Origin of the sequence: Mesorhizobium sp., from assembly GCF_004962925.1 — a bacterium.
Taxonomy (GTDB): Bacteria; Pseudomonadota; Alphaproteobacteria; order Rhizobiales; family Rhizobiaceae; genus Mesorhizobium.
The window spans coordinates 56,941-71,791 of record NZ_SUEO01000006.1 but is presented as its reverse complement, the minus strand read 5'-3'; the positions used below and the strand labels follow the sequence as shown (position 1 = coordinate 71,791).

At 59.9% G+C, this 14,851-nt stretch carries 20 protein-coding genes and 1 pseudogene; 8 read left to right on the top strand and 13 right to left on the bottom strand.

All coding sequences use genetic code 11. The annotated features are described in order from the left end of the window. Positions 1–1,001: ionic transporter (locus E5W87_RS03295; protein ID WP_292393943.1), on the bottom strand; the 1,001-nt coding region annotated here is incomplete at its 3' end. A 397-nt stretch (positions 1,002–1,398) separates the two neighbouring features. Between E5W87_RS03295 and E5W87_RS03290 the strand changes: the two genes are divergently transcribed. Next, on the top strand, positions 1,399–2,055 hold the full coding sequence (locus tag E5W87_RS03290; RefSeq protein ID WP_292393941.1) for a TerC family protein: 657 nt from the start codon (positions 1,399–1,401) through the stop codon (positions 2,053–2,055). 91 nt (positions 2,056–2,146) lie between these two features. Here the strand turns inward: E5W87_RS03290 and E5W87_RS03285 are convergent, their stop codons facing one another. Both E5W87_RS03285 and E5W87_RS03280 read right to left on the bottom strand, forming a co-directional pair. Next, a complete protein-coding gene (locus E5W87_RS03285; protein WP_292393938.1) occupies positions 2,147–3,277 on the bottom strand; it encodes a site-2 protease family protein in 1,131 nt (376 codons plus the stop codon). Between the two features lie 103 nt (positions 3,278–3,380). Further along, on the bottom strand, positions 3,381–3,818 hold the full coding sequence (locus tag E5W87_RS03280; protein ID WP_292393936.1) for a CBS domain-containing protein: 438 nt from the start codon (positions 3,816–3,818) through the stop codon (positions 3,381–3,383). 307 nt (positions 3,819–4,125) lie between these two features. Between E5W87_RS03280 and E5W87_RS03275 the strand changes: the two genes are divergently transcribed. Then, positions 4,126–4,536 (top strand): DUF427 domain-containing protein, encoded by a 411-nt coding sequence (locus E5W87_RS03275; RefSeq protein ID WP_292393935.1) that lies wholly within the window; start codon positions 4,126–4,128, stop codon positions 4,534–4,536. Positions 4,537–4,593: 57 nt separating this feature from the next. On the opposite strand, the gene E5W87_RS03270 is transcribed toward E5W87_RS03275, so the two are convergent. Further along, positions 4,594–5,010 (bottom strand): HD domain-containing protein, encoded by a 417-nt coding sequence (locus tag E5W87_RS03270; protein ID WP_292393933.1) that lies wholly within the window; start codon positions 5,008–5,010, stop codon positions 4,594–4,596. Between the two features lie 288 nt (positions 5,011–5,298). Further along, entirely contained in the window at positions 5,299–5,538 is a 240-nt protein-coding gene (locus E5W87_RS03265) for a hypothetical protein (RefSeq protein ID WP_292393931.1), read from the bottom strand. Positions 5,539–5,789: 251 nt separating this feature from the next. On the opposite strand from E5W87_RS03265, the gene E5W87_RS03260 reads away from it, so the two are divergent. After that, positions 5,790–6,206: a hypothetical protein gene (locus E5W87_RS03260; protein WP_292393929.1), complete on the top strand. Its 417-nt coding sequence runs from the start codon at positions 5,790–5,792 to the stop codon at positions 6,204–6,206. On the opposite strand, the gene E5W87_RS03255 is transcribed toward E5W87_RS03260, so the two are convergent. Together E5W87_RS03255 and E5W87_RS03250 are read right to left on the bottom strand one after the other, a co-directional pair. Further along, a complete protein-coding gene (locus E5W87_RS03255) occupies positions 6,180–7,586 on the bottom strand; it encodes a PAS domain S-box protein (RefSeq protein WP_292393927.1) in 1,407 nt (468 codons plus the stop codon). The genes E5W87_RS03260 and E5W87_RS03255 overlap by 27 nt on opposite strands. A 165-nt stretch (positions 7,587–7,751) precedes the next feature. Next, positions 7,752–7,916, bottom strand: a complete 165-nt coding sequence (locus E5W87_RS03250; protein WP_095486346.1) for a DUF3309 family protein — start codon at positions 7,914–7,916, stop codon at positions 7,752–7,754. 406 nt (positions 7,917–8,322) lie between these two features. Here E5W87_RS03250 and E5W87_RS03245 point away from each other — a divergent pair, with 406 nt between their 5' ends. Beyond that, the gene (locus E5W87_RS03245; RefSeq protein WP_292393955.1) at positions 8,323–8,784 is read left to right on the top strand and encodes a DUF2267 domain-containing protein; all 462 of its coding nucleotides are present in this window, start codon (positions 8,323–8,325) and stop codon (positions 8,782–8,784) included. A 102-nt stretch (positions 8,785–8,886) separates the two neighbouring features. Here E5W87_RS03245 and E5W87_RS03240 read toward each other — a convergent pair whose 3' ends face one another. Continuing rightward, positions 8,887–9,108 carry a hypothetical protein gene (locus tag E5W87_RS03240; RefSeq protein WP_292393924.1) on the bottom strand — a complete coding sequence of 74 codons (222 nt, stop codon included), beginning with the start codon at positions 9,106–9,108 and terminating at the stop codon, positions 8,887–8,889. A gap of 8 nt (positions 9,109–9,116) precedes the next feature. Continuing rightward, positions 9,117–9,299, bottom strand: coding sequence for a hypothetical protein (locus tag E5W87_RS03235; RefSeq protein ID WP_292393922.1), 183 nt, complete (start codon positions 9,297–9,299; stop codon positions 9,117–9,119). Positions 9,300–9,465: 166 nt separating this feature from the next. Between E5W87_RS03235 and E5W87_RS03230 the strand changes: the two genes are divergently transcribed. After that, positions 9,466–9,897, top strand: a complete 432-nt coding sequence (locus tag E5W87_RS03230; RefSeq protein ID WP_292393920.1) for a hypothetical protein — start codon at positions 9,466–9,468, stop codon at positions 9,895–9,897. 362 nt (positions 9,898–10,259) lie between these two features. Beyond that, positions 10,260–10,721 (top strand): YbhB/YbcL family Raf kinase inhibitor-like protein, encoded by a 462-nt coding sequence (locus E5W87_RS03225; RefSeq protein ID WP_292393918.1) that lies wholly within the window; start codon positions 10,260–10,262, stop codon positions 10,719–10,721. Here the strand turns inward: E5W87_RS03225 and E5W87_RS03220 are convergent. Both E5W87_RS03220 and E5W87_RS03215 read right to left on the bottom strand, forming a co-directional pair. Beyond that, complete coding sequence (locus tag E5W87_RS03220; protein WP_292393916.1) at positions 10,701–10,931, bottom strand: hypothetical protein; 231 nt, start codon at positions 10,929–10,931, stop codon at positions 10,701–10,703. The two genes, E5W87_RS03225 and E5W87_RS03220, sit on opposite strands and share 21 nt — an antisense overlap. Positions 10,932–11,036: 105 nt before the next feature. Then, a complete protein-coding gene (locus tag E5W87_RS03215; RefSeq protein WP_292393914.1) occupies positions 11,037–11,963 on the bottom strand; it encodes an NADP-dependent oxidoreductase in 927 nt (308 codons plus the stop codon). A 203-nt stretch (positions 11,964–12,166) separates the two neighbouring features. Between E5W87_RS03215 and E5W87_RS03210 the strand changes: the two genes are divergently transcribed. Together E5W87_RS03210 and E5W87_RS03205 are read left to right on the top strand one after the other, a co-directional pair. Further along, entirely contained in the window at positions 12,167–12,358 is a 192-nt protein-coding gene (locus tag E5W87_RS03210) for a PDZ domain-containing protein (RefSeq protein WP_292393912.1), read from the top strand. Between the two features lie 157 nt (positions 12,359–12,515). Continuing rightward, entirely contained in the window at positions 12,516–12,953 is a 438-nt protein-coding gene (locus tag E5W87_RS03205) for a DUF2267 domain-containing protein (RefSeq protein WP_292393911.1), read from the top strand. Between the two features lie 76 nt (positions 12,954–13,029). On the opposite strand, the gene E5W87_RS03200 is transcribed toward E5W87_RS03205, so the two are convergent. Continuing rightward, positions 13,030–14,505 (bottom strand): FAD-dependent oxidoreductase, encoded by a 1,476-nt coding sequence (locus E5W87_RS03200; RefSeq protein ID WP_292393909.1) that lies wholly within the window; start codon positions 14,503–14,505, stop codon positions 13,030–13,032. A gap of 82 nt (positions 14,506–14,587) precedes the next feature. Continuing rightward, positions 14,588–14,851: pseudogene (locus tag E5W87_RS03195) on the bottom strand (hypothetical protein); the annotation flags it as partial.

Below are 14,851 nucleotides of genomic sequence, written 5' to 3'. Positions count from 1 at the left end.
GTATCCCCCGGACCCAGACCAAGCATCAGGCTTCGTCCCGTGAGCAGGCTCGCCGCCCCGATTGCCGGGATTGTCAGGCCGATCGTCGCGCAAGCGGAGCCTAGGGCGACATTCAGCCCTCGCTGAAGTTCGTTATTAAGCGCTGCCCGAACGGCCGATACCGCTTCCGGCATAAGCACAAGCGCAGCGACGAAGAAGCCCACAATTGCGTCCGCCTGGGTAACGTGAAGAAACGCGAGCCCATCCTCGATGCTGCCGGCCACCTGCTCGGTCAGAAGAACGATCCCTGCCAGCCCGACAAATAAAAGGAGCACGTTGGTGGTCACTTTCCCACCCTCAGATGCATGCCCCTGATGTTCCTGATGTTCCTGATGTTCGGCGCTGGACGTCAGATCCTCGATAAAATCGCCCCGTTGGCGCACCATTTGTGCAAAGACGAACGCACCGTAGAGGAGAACAGAAAGGACGCTCACGAATGCGAGTTGCGATGCGGAGAACGCACCGGGGCTTGTTGCAAGAGTGTAATTTGGAAGGATCAGCGTAAGAACCGTCAGCGCCATAATGACGGCAAGGGAAGCGTTGGTGCCCTGTCGTTTGATGTCCTGATACCGATGCTTCAGCCCACCCAGGGTGAGGCAGACCCCGACCACACCAGTGCACACGATCATGACCGTCGAAAACACGGACTCGCGTGCCAGCGTCGGGTTGTTCGCGCCGTGCAGCATCATCGAAACGATAACCGATGCTTCGATGGCCGTGACCGAAAACGTCAACAGCAGCGTGCCATAAGGTTCACCGAGCCGCTGTGCGACGGCTTCGGCATGATGCAAAACCACAAACACGGTCGCGAAGATGAAGATAGCGACCACGATCAAAGCCAGGATCTTGATCGAAAGCAGCGAATGCTCGATCGACGCGCCGCCGAAATGACTTAATGCGGCCAATCCCAACGAGCCGATCGGGAACAGATATTGGCCGATCGGTCGTCGATGAACAGCCAAGACGGATTTCCTTCATCGCATCGCCGGTCGCAGATTGGATATTACAGAGACTGACCGAAGCCCACGGTATCAGTCTACTTGCGGCTGCCGGCCCGTTCAATGGCCACGATTCGATCGACTTGGCGGGACGAAATTTTGCCGAGCCCGATGCCGCATAGGCCGGATCACAATTAAGCCTTGAGTTTTCACGCTTCCGGCAATAGCTAGGTGCTACCAGGCCGGGCCCCTCTGGCAGTCCATCAGGACTGTGATGTCGGACTGGAATTCCAATCCGGTGGCCTGGCTTTTGAGATTTCTTCAGCTGTAGCGGCATTTCTCTCATCATGCGCGGTGTCCGCGTTGCTCTACGGCTATGCTCGCAAGTCTCGTCACCCCTAGCTGAACGCAAGGGTGCCATATGACAGAATTTCTCAGTCCTGAAGCAATGACCGCTCTCTTGCAGGTCATCATGATCGACCTGGTGCTGGCCGGCGACAATGCCATCGTTATCGGCCTTGCCGCGGCCGGGCTACCCAAAGAGCAGCGCAGAAACGCGATCGTCATCGGTATCGTCGCAGCGGCCGTTCTGCGCATCGGCTTTGCGGCCGCTACAACCCAGCTCCTGCAGATCGTCGGCTTGCTGTTGGCCGGCGGGATATTGCTGTTGTGGGTATGCTGGAAGATGTGGCGCGAACTCCGGCAAAACCATGCGCAGGAAATACAGGCTATCGAAGCGCTTTCGGAAGGTGACGTCGACTACGATGGCATCGTCGCTGGCAAAGCTTCACGCAAGACGCTGGCGCAGGCAACGTGGCAGATCATCATTGCCGACGTCTCTATGTCGCTCGACAATGTTCTGGCGGTAGCGGGTGCTGCGCGCGAACATCCGAACGTATTGATCTTCGGCCTTGTCCTCTCAGTCGCGCTGATGGGCATTGCCGCAAACTTCATTGCCAATCTGCTTCAGAAGCATCGCTGGATTGCCTATGTCGGCCTTGTCGTCATCCTCTACGTAGCTGGCGACATGATCTATCGCGGTACGCTCGAGCTTCTGCCTCACATTGCGGGCTCTTAAGACACAAAAGGTGGGCCGGCCGGAACAACGTTGTTCCGGCCGATTTGGAGCGCACCCGCTCGATCCGGCGGTAGAAAGAATTCCCTCGTACTCAGATTCGCGTAAGTCGCGACTTGCCCCCACGCAAACGGCCAAATCGGAAGGCATCTGAAACGGCTGAGCGGACCATAAGCATCTCGCCTATGGTTTCGTGTGTCATGAGCCCGACCAGTCGGTCGGAATTGTCCACGACCGCAATGGCAGGCACATCTGCCCGCTGCATGAGGCGCAGGCTTTCCTCGAGACTTTTGCGGTAATGTATTTTCGGGATATCGTTGCGCATTGCGCTCGCAACCGGTGCAGCGGGCCCTTTTTCCTTCAATGTCCGGATCATGTCGTTGCGTGTCACCAATCCCTCAAGATGGCCGGCGGAGTCGATGACAGGGAAGTCGTGCTGCGTGGTAGCAAGCAGCATCTCGATTGCCTCGTCGAGCGTCGCCGACCGTTCCAGCCGGGCGAACTCGGTGATCATCACGTCCCCGACAAGGACGCTTGTGGCTACCTCTCGGATCTGTGCGTTCTGGGCTTCCGCTGCCGCGGCGAGATAGACGAAGATGCCGATGAAGATCAGCAGAGGGTTGTAGAACAGCCCAAGGAAACCGAAGACGAAGGCCAATCCTTGCCCGATTGTGGCGGCGATCTGTGTCGCGCGCGACCAGGAGAGGCGGGCGGCGAGGGCGGCGCGCAGGATACGGCCGCCATCCATCGGGAAGGCCGGGATCATGTTGAAAAGGACCAAGAAGACATTGACCCCTGCAAGCCTGGCGAGAAAATTCGTACGCGGATCCTCGATCCCGGCCATCTGTTCGACACCCGCGGACCCGCCGAGCAGGGCGAAGATCAGCGCGGCGATCGCCACATTGACCAGCGGCCCCGCGACCGCGATCACGAACTCCTGCCCCGGCTCTTCGGGCATGCGTTCCAGCCTGGCCACACCGCCGATCGGAAAAAGTGTGATGTCCGGCGTGCTGATGCCGAAATATCGTGCGGCAGCGATGTGGCCAAACTCATGCAGCACCACGCAGGCAAAGACGGCAATGATGAAGGCAACACCTTCCCAGGCCGCTGGCGTGCCGCCGATCCGATAGTGCGTCAACCAAATCCAGACGAGCAGAAGCAGGAAGGTAAAGTGAACGCGCACGATGGTGCCTGCGATCGTCCCGAGGTTCAGCGACCAACCCAAATCTATCAACTCCGAGAGGCCCCACCTTCACCATAGGCTTTGGCAGGGCGCTTGCAATCGTTCGAGAACATCAGGCGCTGGCGCCGACGTGTCGCGGCGTCAGTCAGTGAGTAGTTTGCGAGTGCTCGCCGCCCGGCTTCGAGATGCCGCTTAAAGCCTCTCCCGCTTCTGCCGCTTCGCCATTCGTCGCGAGATCGCCAAGAGAGATGATCCCGACGAGCCTCTTGTCGCGGTTCAGAACCGGAAGCCGACGCACCTGCAGGTCGCCCATGTTCTCAAGCACATGCTCGACATCTTCGTCATCGAAGCAATATTTGACCTCCGGGCTCATGACATCACGCACCTTGGCGTCAGGTCCCTTACCCAATGCTACGCCGCGGATCGCGATATCACGATCGGTAATCATCCCGACCAGCCGGTCGTGGTCGCCTACAGGCATTACTCCAGCGTCGAGTCTTTCCATAATCTGCGCTACTTCGCGAATGGACTGTTCGGGGTTCGCGACTTGGACATTCCTCGTCATGCAGTTGCCGACTTTCATGGCAATCTCCCTTCTACTTGCAAAGCCCCGCCGCCGCTTTTGGTATTGACCTAGGAAACGAACTCTTCGGCCGTAACGTTCCCTCGAATCTGGCCCGCAGCTGGTTTTTCACCTGCAGCCGGAAGGGCTGGGAAAGCTCACATCGCCGGGATCTGGCGGTATGTCTTGATGCGAATTCGAACCACCCAACGGTCGTGCGCTCCAATGCGCCCATCGCTCAGCGACAAACGCCAATGACTGGCCAAACTGGAACCCTGATGGGCGGTACGACGTTTCAAGGAGACAGCGCAGCCAACGGAGAAGTCGAATGCAGCCCGTAGCCGCAAAATCCACCCGCCGCCCCAGCGCGCTTGCGATCACCCCGTTCAATGGAACCGTGACGGTCAGGTTTTCCGACGCGATCATTGCCTCAACCGAGCGGGCAAAAGTGCTCCATGAAGCCGGACACGATCCCGTCTTCTATATCCCTTTCGAGGACATCTATTTCGACCTTCTGGAGAAGACGAACGCTATAACGAGCAGCCCGTTGAAGGGCACGGCGAGTTACTGGCGGGTTCACGCGGTCGGCGGAGCGGCTGATGACTTCATGTGGGCCTACGAGACGCCCGACACGCCGGCGTCGGCCATCGCCCGCCATGGCGCCTTCGATCCTGACAAGGCGCGGATCGATGCCGATCCTGCCGAGGATAAGCGACATACGCCTCATATCCCCGAGTAGAGCGGCGCTTGAATTTCCACATCGGGGCGGTCACGCTGCAGACGGCGATCTTTTCCGTCAATCGGTGAACTCTTCGTCGAGGATCCGCAGGCCGGCTTCATATTTCGATGTCGAGGTGCCGACCTGCCGTGCCTGCCACAGATTGTCGGCGAGATCTGCGCGCTTCACCGGCAGCGCCAATGGGTTGGCTGCTGCTCTGCGCACGAAAGCGGGATCGTCCTCGTCCGGCCTGCGTGTCATGGCATCGACTGCCGACACGATGGAGGTTCCGAAACCAGCCGCCTCGAGCCGATCGCGATCCCAATCGTCGCTTTTCTCTAGAACGTCGTGAAGATAGGCAACGGCCTTCTGGTCGAGCGTTTCGACGGCGTCAACGACCCGGCGGCAATGTTCGATATAGGGCCCCCCGGTCTTGTCTGTCTGTCCGGCATGAGCCTGTTCGGCGATTTTTGCCGCGCGGTAAAGCACGCTCATTGCTTCGATCCTTGCTGGCCTGTGTGGTGATGCAACCGGCCTTGCTGCGATGCACGACGTCCCTCAAAAAAGCGTGTGGCACCGTAGCCCGTGTCACCGAACGCGCGACGATTGCCTGAGGTTCCAGAGCGCAGGCAGGGCTCCGGCACACTGTTGCCGACTGTTGCCGAAGGGTCTCCAGCTCGCGTCACCGAACCTGCCGTATAGCTTGCCGTCGCCGTTCTTTGGGAACACCGGGATAGGTTGCTAGCCTTGAGCGACAGGCCAGATGCGCGGTGTTCGAGGCGGCTAGCCGCCGTCGGGCGGTCCATCGACAATCCCGGAACTGGGCAGAATTCCAAAATCCTGTGACTTGGCACCTTGTGCTGCCGTCAAGAATCCGTCTGCATGGAGACCGCGCCGCAGCAACTCTCTCACGGCCGCCGACCGGCTTGGCATGCGCCTTTCAAAGCGCCAGTTTTCCAATGCAGCCAATTCGTCGGCAGTTAGCATGATCTGCAGTCGTTCGGGTCTTTCCAGGTCGGCCATTTTCGCCTCCAGCCGCTCAAAGTTAGTATTTACCTAAGAATTAGGAAAAGCCTCGCAGAACGTCAAGATCGGTTCATAGGCCGTCGGCGTGAAAGGCTGACAGTTACTGTGAGGCGTCGACCGCGCAGTCTGTGTGATATGCTAACTTATTGATTTTACGGTATAATTTTATTGATTTCCCTTGCCATTCGGATCGATATGGCACATGCTTACCACGAGGGACAAACCGCTCCTGAAAAAGAGGGTTTTCCATGAGATACAGTTATTCGGCTCATTTGTGTCAGGACGTTAACCTGCAAGTTCGGGCAGCCGCCCGGTATAAGGGAATAGTCAATGTCACTGCGGTGGCCGAGGCCGTGCGGCTGCGTAACCTCGCAGAAAACGTCGCGCTTGAAGACATCGAATGCCTGGTGCTGCAAGCGGCCCAGTTCTACGGGGCAGCCATGGAATTCGACAGCCTGAGCGTCTTTGAATTAGATAACGTCCATCGGCTTTCAGTTAATCGCGATGCTTTGCCCGGGAGAGGCAACCTCGATGTTCTGGAGGGCAGAACTGTATCGCGAGCCGGACCGAATGCAATAGGTCCGGCCGAGCGTCAGCACAATCGGTCGGAGGGGAAGGGTTTAGCTTCACGGGCGCTTTCAAACGGCCGCGTTATCCGCCACTGACGCCTGGACGAAGTGCAGCGGTGCCTCGAGCGTCCAGGTGACGCCTTGCTCATGGAACTCCAGCCGGCCGCTGCCGCTGAAAGCCTGCGGCGCCACTCGCTCGAGGACGACCATTCCGAAACCGCGCCCCCTGACAGCGTCCAGGATCGGCCCGCCCAACTCTCGCCAGACTAGTCGAAAGGTTTCGGCACCGTCGCCGGCAGGGATCAGATTCCAATCGATTTCGACACGTCCGTCGCTGCAGGACAGCGCTCCATGTTTTGCCGAATTGGTGGCGAGTTCGTGAAAGGCTATGCCGAGATACTGCACTGCGTTCGGCTGCAGCATCACCAGTGGCCCGGCCGTCGACACGCGAGGCTGCGCTGCGAAGGCCTTGAGCTGTGCCTGGATGAGCTCGCGGACCGTCGCGCCGCGCCACTCGGCATTGACTAGGAGATCATGGGATTCAGAAAGTGCCGTGATGCGCTCCCGAACCTGTCCGAGAAAAGCCTCAGGTGTGCTCGCCAGCTTGCTGGTCTCGCGGATCATCGAGATGATGACCGAGAACTGATTCTTCACCCGATGGTTGACCTCGCGCATGAGCAGACGGATGCGCCGTTCGTTCTCCTTGTGGGAGCTGATGTCGCGCGCAATCTTGGAGGCGCCGACGACCCGGCCGATGGCGTCGCGGATCGGCGAGACGGTGAGCGAGACCGAAACCAGCGTGCCGTCCTTGCGCAAGCGCATCGTCTCATAGGAGGGGACGCGTTCGCCGGCGCGGATCCGGCTGATGATCGAGACTTCCTCGTCGAGACGGTCGGGCGGAATGAGGATCGTCACCGGCCGGCCGATCGCCTCGGCAGATGTGTAGCCGAACAAGCGTTCTGCAGCATCGTTCCAACTGGTGATGATGCCGTTCATGTCCTTCGAGACGATGGCGTCCATCGACGATGCGACAATGGCGGCAAGACGCATGCGGGCTTCATCGCCCAGCGTCTGCGTGCGCAGGTCGAGCAGCGTGTTGATGGCACCGATAATATTGCCCGCTTCGTCGCGAAGCAGGCGTGGGTGAGCCTTGAACGGGACGAGTTCGCCGTCCGGCCGCTCCGCAATCGCTTGGTCCCATGAGACGTCCCGTCTTTCGCGCAGCGCCACGGCCATCGGACACTCGCCATGTGCCATATCCCGACCGTCTAGATAACGAAGTTTCCACGAGCCGCACCATAGGTCCCGGCCGATAACCGGACGATGGCCCCAGAGCTCAGCTGCGGCTTCGTTGAAGAAGGTGATGCGTCCCTGCTCGTCGACGGTATAGACGGCAACGGGCAGTGCCTGCAGCAGATCGGCAGAGGGAAGGCCCGGAACTCCGAGGCCGATATCGGCTTGTTGAACGAAGTTCACGTATGGCGCCATTCTCATGGATTTCTGGAGCGGCTATAATGCACTTGGGCAATTTCGGTTCCCCTTTGCGATTACCACATCTCCGGTTTGCCGCCAGCCGCCGCGATTCCTGGACTACCCGTCACAGGATCACCCGGCCAAGTTGTCGGTCTGGTCGTGCGGGCACTAAATGCGTCCGAGAAGGACCAGGATAATCACGATCAGCAGCACGAGACCGAGGCCGCCACCGCCATAATAGCCAGTGCCATAGAACGGCCCGCCACCCAGACCGCTGAACCCGCCAAGCAAGGCAAGGATCAAAATGATGATGAGTATGGTTCCGAGGCTCATGGTGGTTCTCCCATTCTTGCGCTGCTGCGCCATTGCGAGCGGCAGTCCGTGCGCCTGTTGATGAGGATATGAACTCTCAGAAGGGCCTCCAGTTCCACCGCAAGTAGCATTGCTATGGCTCGTCTAGCGGGAAAAGCCGGTAGGCCCACGAGAAAGCCCGCCGGCCGGGAGCCAGCGGGCGACAGGCTTTTTCAGCCCCGGACTGCCTGGAGGGACGGCGATCCAAAGCAAGAATGCATAACGTGGGCCGAAGTTGCGACGGTAAGCCAAAAAGCCCACAGCCACTGCCGAGGCTGCATCTGCAGCGAGACTGTAGTCACGGAATTCGAAGGCCTAGGGAACTCATGCGGATGTAATCCGTTCACGAATAACTGTGCGCGGCGGACGTGACCGGGAGGACGGTATAGTGAGCGCGACAGGCCTCGACGTCTTCGACAAGACGCTTCAGACAACCAACGTTTGGCTCAATGACTTGATGGAGGAGCTGGGCCCAGACAGGCAGCTCTGCTGGAAGGTGCTGTCGACAGTCCTGCAGATGCTGCGTGACCGGCTGCCTTTGGGGCTAGCGGCGCATCTCGGCGCAGAACTGCCAGTTTTGGTGCGTGGCGCCTATTACGATCAGTTCGAGCCGGCAAGGCAGCCGAGCGATTGGGATTGGGACGAGTTTGTCATCGAAGTCACGGATCGCGTGTCCGATGCACGGCTCATGGATGCCAACGATGCGGTGCGTTCTGTCTTTGCCACGCTGTCGCGGCATGTCTCGCGTGGTCAGGTCGCGAAGGTCCAAGCCACTTTGCCGGAGAAGCTGCGCACCATGTGGCGCGCGGCCGAAGAACGGGTCGTCCCACCGGACCAAAGCGCTGCCTAGACCACCGCGTCGTCAGGCGGTGCTCGCAATCAGACGGCCTTATCGCGCCTCGCATTTTCAGCAAAGACTGCAAGGCGCCACGCCGTAGTCCTCAACGACCATTCACCTTCCTTGTCGTGCCGGTCGGGTGCCGCCGCCCTTCTTTTCGGGGTCATGAGTATGGTGGCTGTCGCGTTCGCCTCCGCCGCCTGAGATCTTGCTGTGGCTGCGCAGATCGGAATCGGCTGGTGGCTTTTCTATCACCAGCGGCTCCTTGGCATTTTCGTGCGATGCGCCAGGACCGCCATGGCGGATGCTGGCAAGGGTCTTCTTCGACGTGGACATGAAATCACCTAACGGTCCTGCTGGTGGCCTTGATGGGTCGTATTGACCTTCGTGTTGCCCTGCTGGCCCTGTTTGTCGGGATTCGGGGCGGAATGGCTGTGCTGCATTTGGTCCACCGGAACCGACTTCTTGTCGCCCGGGCCCTTAGGACTCTGGTTCTCTGCCGGAACGGGTGGTGGTTTTGTGCTCATGACGGTCTCCTTTCACCAGCCAAAACAACCAGGCCCCCGAGAAGGTTCCTGATACGAACCGTGCGAGGTTGAACTCCTCACATTGCCAATTCCCGGCCTTGTCGGCGCGTCGCAGCGCAATAATTTTTTGTTAGGGCGTGGGTGCACCTATCAAAAGGAGCCGACTATGAGACACCAAACACTCGACCAACTGCAGACAATTGCAAAAGTTGAGCCCTCGGCGACATACCCGGTCATGACTCGGACGCAGCGGATCGAGCGTTGGGCAGAGCTTCTCGAACAAAATCCACGGCGCTGCCTCGGAGCGCTTTCAGGCACCGAATATCTCAGTCCTGAAGCCCGTGCTGTAGCGCGTGGCGCGGGATCGCCGATCACCGTTGCCTATGAGGATCCGGTGCTGCGCGCCATGGGTCTGAAAGATGATACCTACGGTGAGGCAAAGCGCTTTTTCGAGCTAAGTGACTGGCAGTTGCACAACATCGTCTGCCACTGCCACGTTGGTGCTACGATGCAAGCGCGATGGGCTGCCGCCAGAGTACGCCGGACAATTGTCGGGAACAGACTTCTGGCTTGGCTGAAGGCGAAGTTTGTGCATTGAGGCTAGCCCAGAACGGTGACGACAAGTCTTGGTCGTTCTCGTTACCGACTGGCCGCTAAATGCTGGTGGCATCGCCGGCAACGCAGTGGATGGTGGAGCCGACGCCGTGCTTTCAGAGCGGCCGGGTGAAGAGCTCATGCTCGCCCGGTCGGGTCCACTGTCGGCGAGCATAGAGAAGCAATCGGAGCGCCCATTTCAAGTGAACACGGCCCGCGCTCATACGATCCATGCCACCACATATGCATCATCGGAGGAACAATAGCCGGTTGTGGTTGTTGGGATGTTTGATGGAGAGAAGGCCGCGACGGGCGGGCCCGAAGCGTCTGTTTCGACCGAGTCCAGCCGGAGCAAGAAAGAAAGTGATGGCGTTCACTTTGACCAGTCCCGCCTTTAAGAACGGCCAGCCCATTCCGGATCGTCATGCCCGGCGCGGCGATAATCTCTCCCCGTTTCTAGAATGGAACGATCCGCCGCCGGGCACTCGGAGCTACGTGCTCGTCATGGAAGATACGGATGCACCGTCACAAGCGTCCCGTCATTGGGTCGTGTACGACATCGGCGGCGACCGGCGTCATTTGGCCGAAGGACGCAGTTCCAAAGCGCGAACCGAGGACCTGCCTCACGGCTTCAATGATTTCGGCAATTTAGACTATGACGGACCCGATCAGCATCCGGGTGATAAACCACACACCTTCCGCTTCAGGCTCGCCGCCCTTGGCATTGCCAACCTTCCCATCGGCCCGGAACCCGATGCCCTGGTCGTGTGGCAGGCTGCCCGTGAAAACATGCTGGGCGAGGCGGAATTAATCGGCACTTACGGATGAATCGCGCCAAGCAGGTTCATTCTTCTGCTCATAATGGCTGAATGCGGTCCGCAGGCCGTTGAGAACCTCGGCGGCGGTTTCGAACATCGCCTTCAACTGGGGTTCGTCCACCTTCTCGACATCTTCGCGGAGATGGTCAATGGTTTCCTGCAAGCGGGCTTTCATCTTCGTGGTGTGATGACGCGGATCACGATCTGCTTCGCTGGCCATAATGCAATCTCCTGTTCTTAGCTGCCTGTCGGCGCCACGCCCCGATCACCTCCTGAACGGCGTGCCCGCAGAATCGGTTCACGCTCAACTTCGGGCATTCCGGTCTCACGCGGCCACCTGCAGCACGATCTTGCCGCGCGTATGTTCCCTCTCCAGCCGTTCCTCGGCCTTGGCGACTTCCTCCAAAGGATAAGTTGCCTGCACGAACGGAGTTACCTTGCCGGCGTCGATGAGGCCGCTGATCCTCGCAAGCTGCGCCGCATTTGGCTCGGCCAGATAGGAAACGCCACGCGCCTGATGCAGACGTGCCTGTTCGGCCGAGGGCTCAGAAACGGAGGAAACAAGTAGCCCGCCGGGCTTCAGTACGTTCCAGGAGCGGTCCTGTGCGTCGCCCGCGACCAGGTCGAAAACCATATCGATGTCTTCGACCTCGTCCTCGAAGCGCTGGTTCTTGTAGTCGACGGCCTGGTCGGCGCCAAGCTTGCGGACGAAATCGAAATCCTCGGCAGCGACCGTCGTCGCGACAAACGCGCCCGCAGCCTTGGCAAACTGGATCGCCAGATGGCCGACACCGCCGGCGCCGCCATGGATGAGAACCCGCTGCCCGGATTTGAGGTCGCCATGGTCGAAAAGGCCCTGCCACGCTGTAATGCCGGCAAGCGGCACGGCGGCGGCTTGCGCGTGGGTAAGACGTTCCGGTTTTGCTGCCGCCTCCGTCGCCTTGACGACGACGTATTCGGCATTGCCGCCCCGGCCATGACCAAGCATGGCAAACGTCGGATCGCCCTTCTTCAACGTATGAGCCCGCGTGCCGCACAGCTCCACCACGCCGGATACGTCGCGGCCGAGCGTAACGGGCAGATCCCCGCCCGCAGATCCTTCTCGGGTCTTGTAGTCGACAGGATTGACGCTTGCTGCGCAGACCTTGAGCGTGACCTCGTCGTCACGGGGCTGAGGCATGGGGACGTCGTCCAGCGAAAGGACCTCTGGCCCGCCAAAAGTGTGAATGCGAACTGCTTTCATGGTCGCCATGGGTTTCCTCCTCGTTTCGGGGTCAAGCGCAGGTCCGGAAACAGGACGAGCATCGGGTGACTGGGATACCCCTGCGATCCTGGCAGTCGAGCGCGGATTTCCACCAAGCCCTGGGGACATCATCTTCCACCAATCCGCTTCAAATCCTTGCCCACCTAACCGGATTGCGGGCTGGAAGTTCCAATGAACTTCCGGGGTCGGTTGTGGCATTCGCCGACCAAAACGGCCTCCGCGCGGGCGACGTGATCGTTTCGGCCAACAATCAGAACGTAAGCCAGCCGTCCGACATCGAAGCGGAGTGGACGAAATCCCGTCAACAGAACAAGCCCATCTTGTTCCGCATCAACAGGCAAGGGCAAACGCTTTTCGTTGCCGTGGCTATGGCCAAATCTTGACGGGCAAATCTTGACAGGAACGCACGGAGCGTAAGCTTGGCCGGATGATCACACGCTTTTGCGGGCGAGGGTGTTTACGCTACGCTGGGCAACGGGAACAACACCCGACCACGGTCGTTTCGCCCATTGAGTCATTCAAACGAAAAAGGAGGCTTCGATGAGCGCCACCGGACTCGACGTGTTCGACAAGACGCTGCAGACCACAAACATCTGGCTCGACGAGATCATGGCCGAGATCGGACCGGATCGGCAGATCGCATGGCATGTTCTTGGGGCGGTGCTCCACGCCCTGCGGGATCGTATGCAGCCGGATCTCGCAGCCCACCTCGGCTCGCAGCTGCCGATCCTCGTGCGCGGCGCCTATTACGACCAATACCAGCCTTCCAAAACTCCCGAGAAGTTGCGGTCGCTCGACGAGTTTCTGGCCAAAATCAAGGCGGAGCTGGAGTTTACCCGACCGGTCGACTCCAAGGATGCATTCAGGGTCGTATCCAAGGTGCTCGCTCACCACGTGGGAGAGGGGCAGATGATCAAGGTTTGGGAATCCTTGCCAGGAGAAATCAGGCGCGTCGCGGAGGCTCAGCAAACGGCGTGAAATGGCGCAGGACTCTCGACGATCTCGACGATCTCGACGATCTCGGCCGTGACGCCGGGCCGTGACAGTCGCTTTTCTACAGCGCGGCCGGGGCAAGCGGTTTTCGAGCCGGGCCGTGGATGACCGAACCGTCGGCGGCGAAAATCGAGCCATGGCAAGGACAGTCCCAGGTGTTGTCCGCGTTGTTCCAGGTCACGGTGCAGCCCTTGTGCGTGCAGGTCGCTGAAACGGGATGGAGCACCCCTTCAGTGTCTCTCCACGCCGCGATCTTTTCGTCACCCCTGACGATCACACCGCCCATGCCGGGCGCAATGTCGTCGATGCTTGAGACAACCGATTGGCTGCGGCTATTCTTGTGAAAGTCCTCGGGATAAGAACGCGCCGGATCATAGAGCTTTTGCCATGGGCTCGGCCGAGCGCAGATCAAATCCGCAATCATCATGCCCGCGGCGGTTCCGTTGGTGATGCCCCAGGCGTTGAATCCTGTGGCAATATGAAAACCGGAGGCTTTGTCCGGATCGGGCTCGCCGGCATACGGAACCCTGTCGGCCGTGTCATAGTCCTCATTGCACCAGCGCCACGCGACGTCTCCAACTGGAAGGTTCCCTCTTGCCCATTGTTCCAGCTCGACAAACCGTTTCGCCACGTCGCCGTCCTGGCCCGTATCGAATTTGGGGCCAAGCGCGACCAGCAGCGGGCCTTCGGCATCGCGGCCCGTGCGGATGGAATGCGTCGGATCGTCGATGCCGATAAACATGCCGTCGACAGCAAGCGGGTCATCGATCCGAAACGCCATGGCAGTGTGGCAGCGCGGCCGGGTCCGGTTCGCCATACCGATGGGGCTCTTCACTGTCATGTTGGTGGCGACGACCACATGCTCGGCGTGAACTGTGCCGCTCTCGGTGACGACGCGCCAGCGGCTTGCTTCGCCAATTGAGATCGCGCGGCTGTTTTCGAAAATCCGTCCGCCACGGGCCGTTACCGCTTGAGCCAGGCCAACCAGATACATCGCCGGATTGAACTGCGCCTGGTCGGAAAAACGCAGAGCGGCGGCCGTTTCGAAAGGCAGCGGCGCGCGCTCGAGAATATCCGCGTTCAGCCTGACCTGGCGTGCGGCCTCTGCCTCGGATGCGATCTCCGCGCGCCGGCTTGTGTCGCAGGTATAGGTATAGGCGTCCTTGGTCTCGAGATCGCAGGGGATGGCATAGTTGCGAACCCAGTCCCGGATCTGGACGGCGCCGGCGGAATTCGCGTCGGCATAGGTCTGCGCGAGGTCCCGCCCGAAAGTGTCGATGAGATGGCGATAGATCAGCGCGTGCTGCGTCGTGATCTTGGCCGTCGAACGGCCGGTCACCTGGCCGCCTGTCCGCAAGCCTTCGACGACGATCACCGATCGACCGGCCTCGCAAAGGCAAAGCGCCGTCGTCAGCCCGACAATCCCGGCGCCCACGACAACGGTCTCCGCATGGATCGAGCCCTCGAGCGGGGGATAGTTCGTGGCGGTGGCGGCAGCCACCCAACAGCTTCCCGGTTTTCCCGAAAGAATGGCCATTTCACCCGCGTCCCTTGCGTTTCGATGTACTTGTCATCGAGAACCCGCGCCGGAGTGAGAACGTTCCCGGGATTTGCCGCTTTCAATCGTTCTTTGGCTGTCCGGAAGCTACAAACGCCCCGGGAAGATGCGAAGTGCAAGCCATCACCCAGGTGATCGCCTCGCGATCGTATTCATCGCCGGAGCGCCAATCCTCGAAGAAAGCGTTCAGCCTCTCGACACGCTCCGGCCAGATGCCGGCGGCCTGCAGGCCTAGCGCCACGCCGTAATTGGTGAAGGCGAACTTCGTATCGCGCAGCCACGGCGCGCGACCGAAATAACCCGGCGGGTCGACCCACATTGTTTC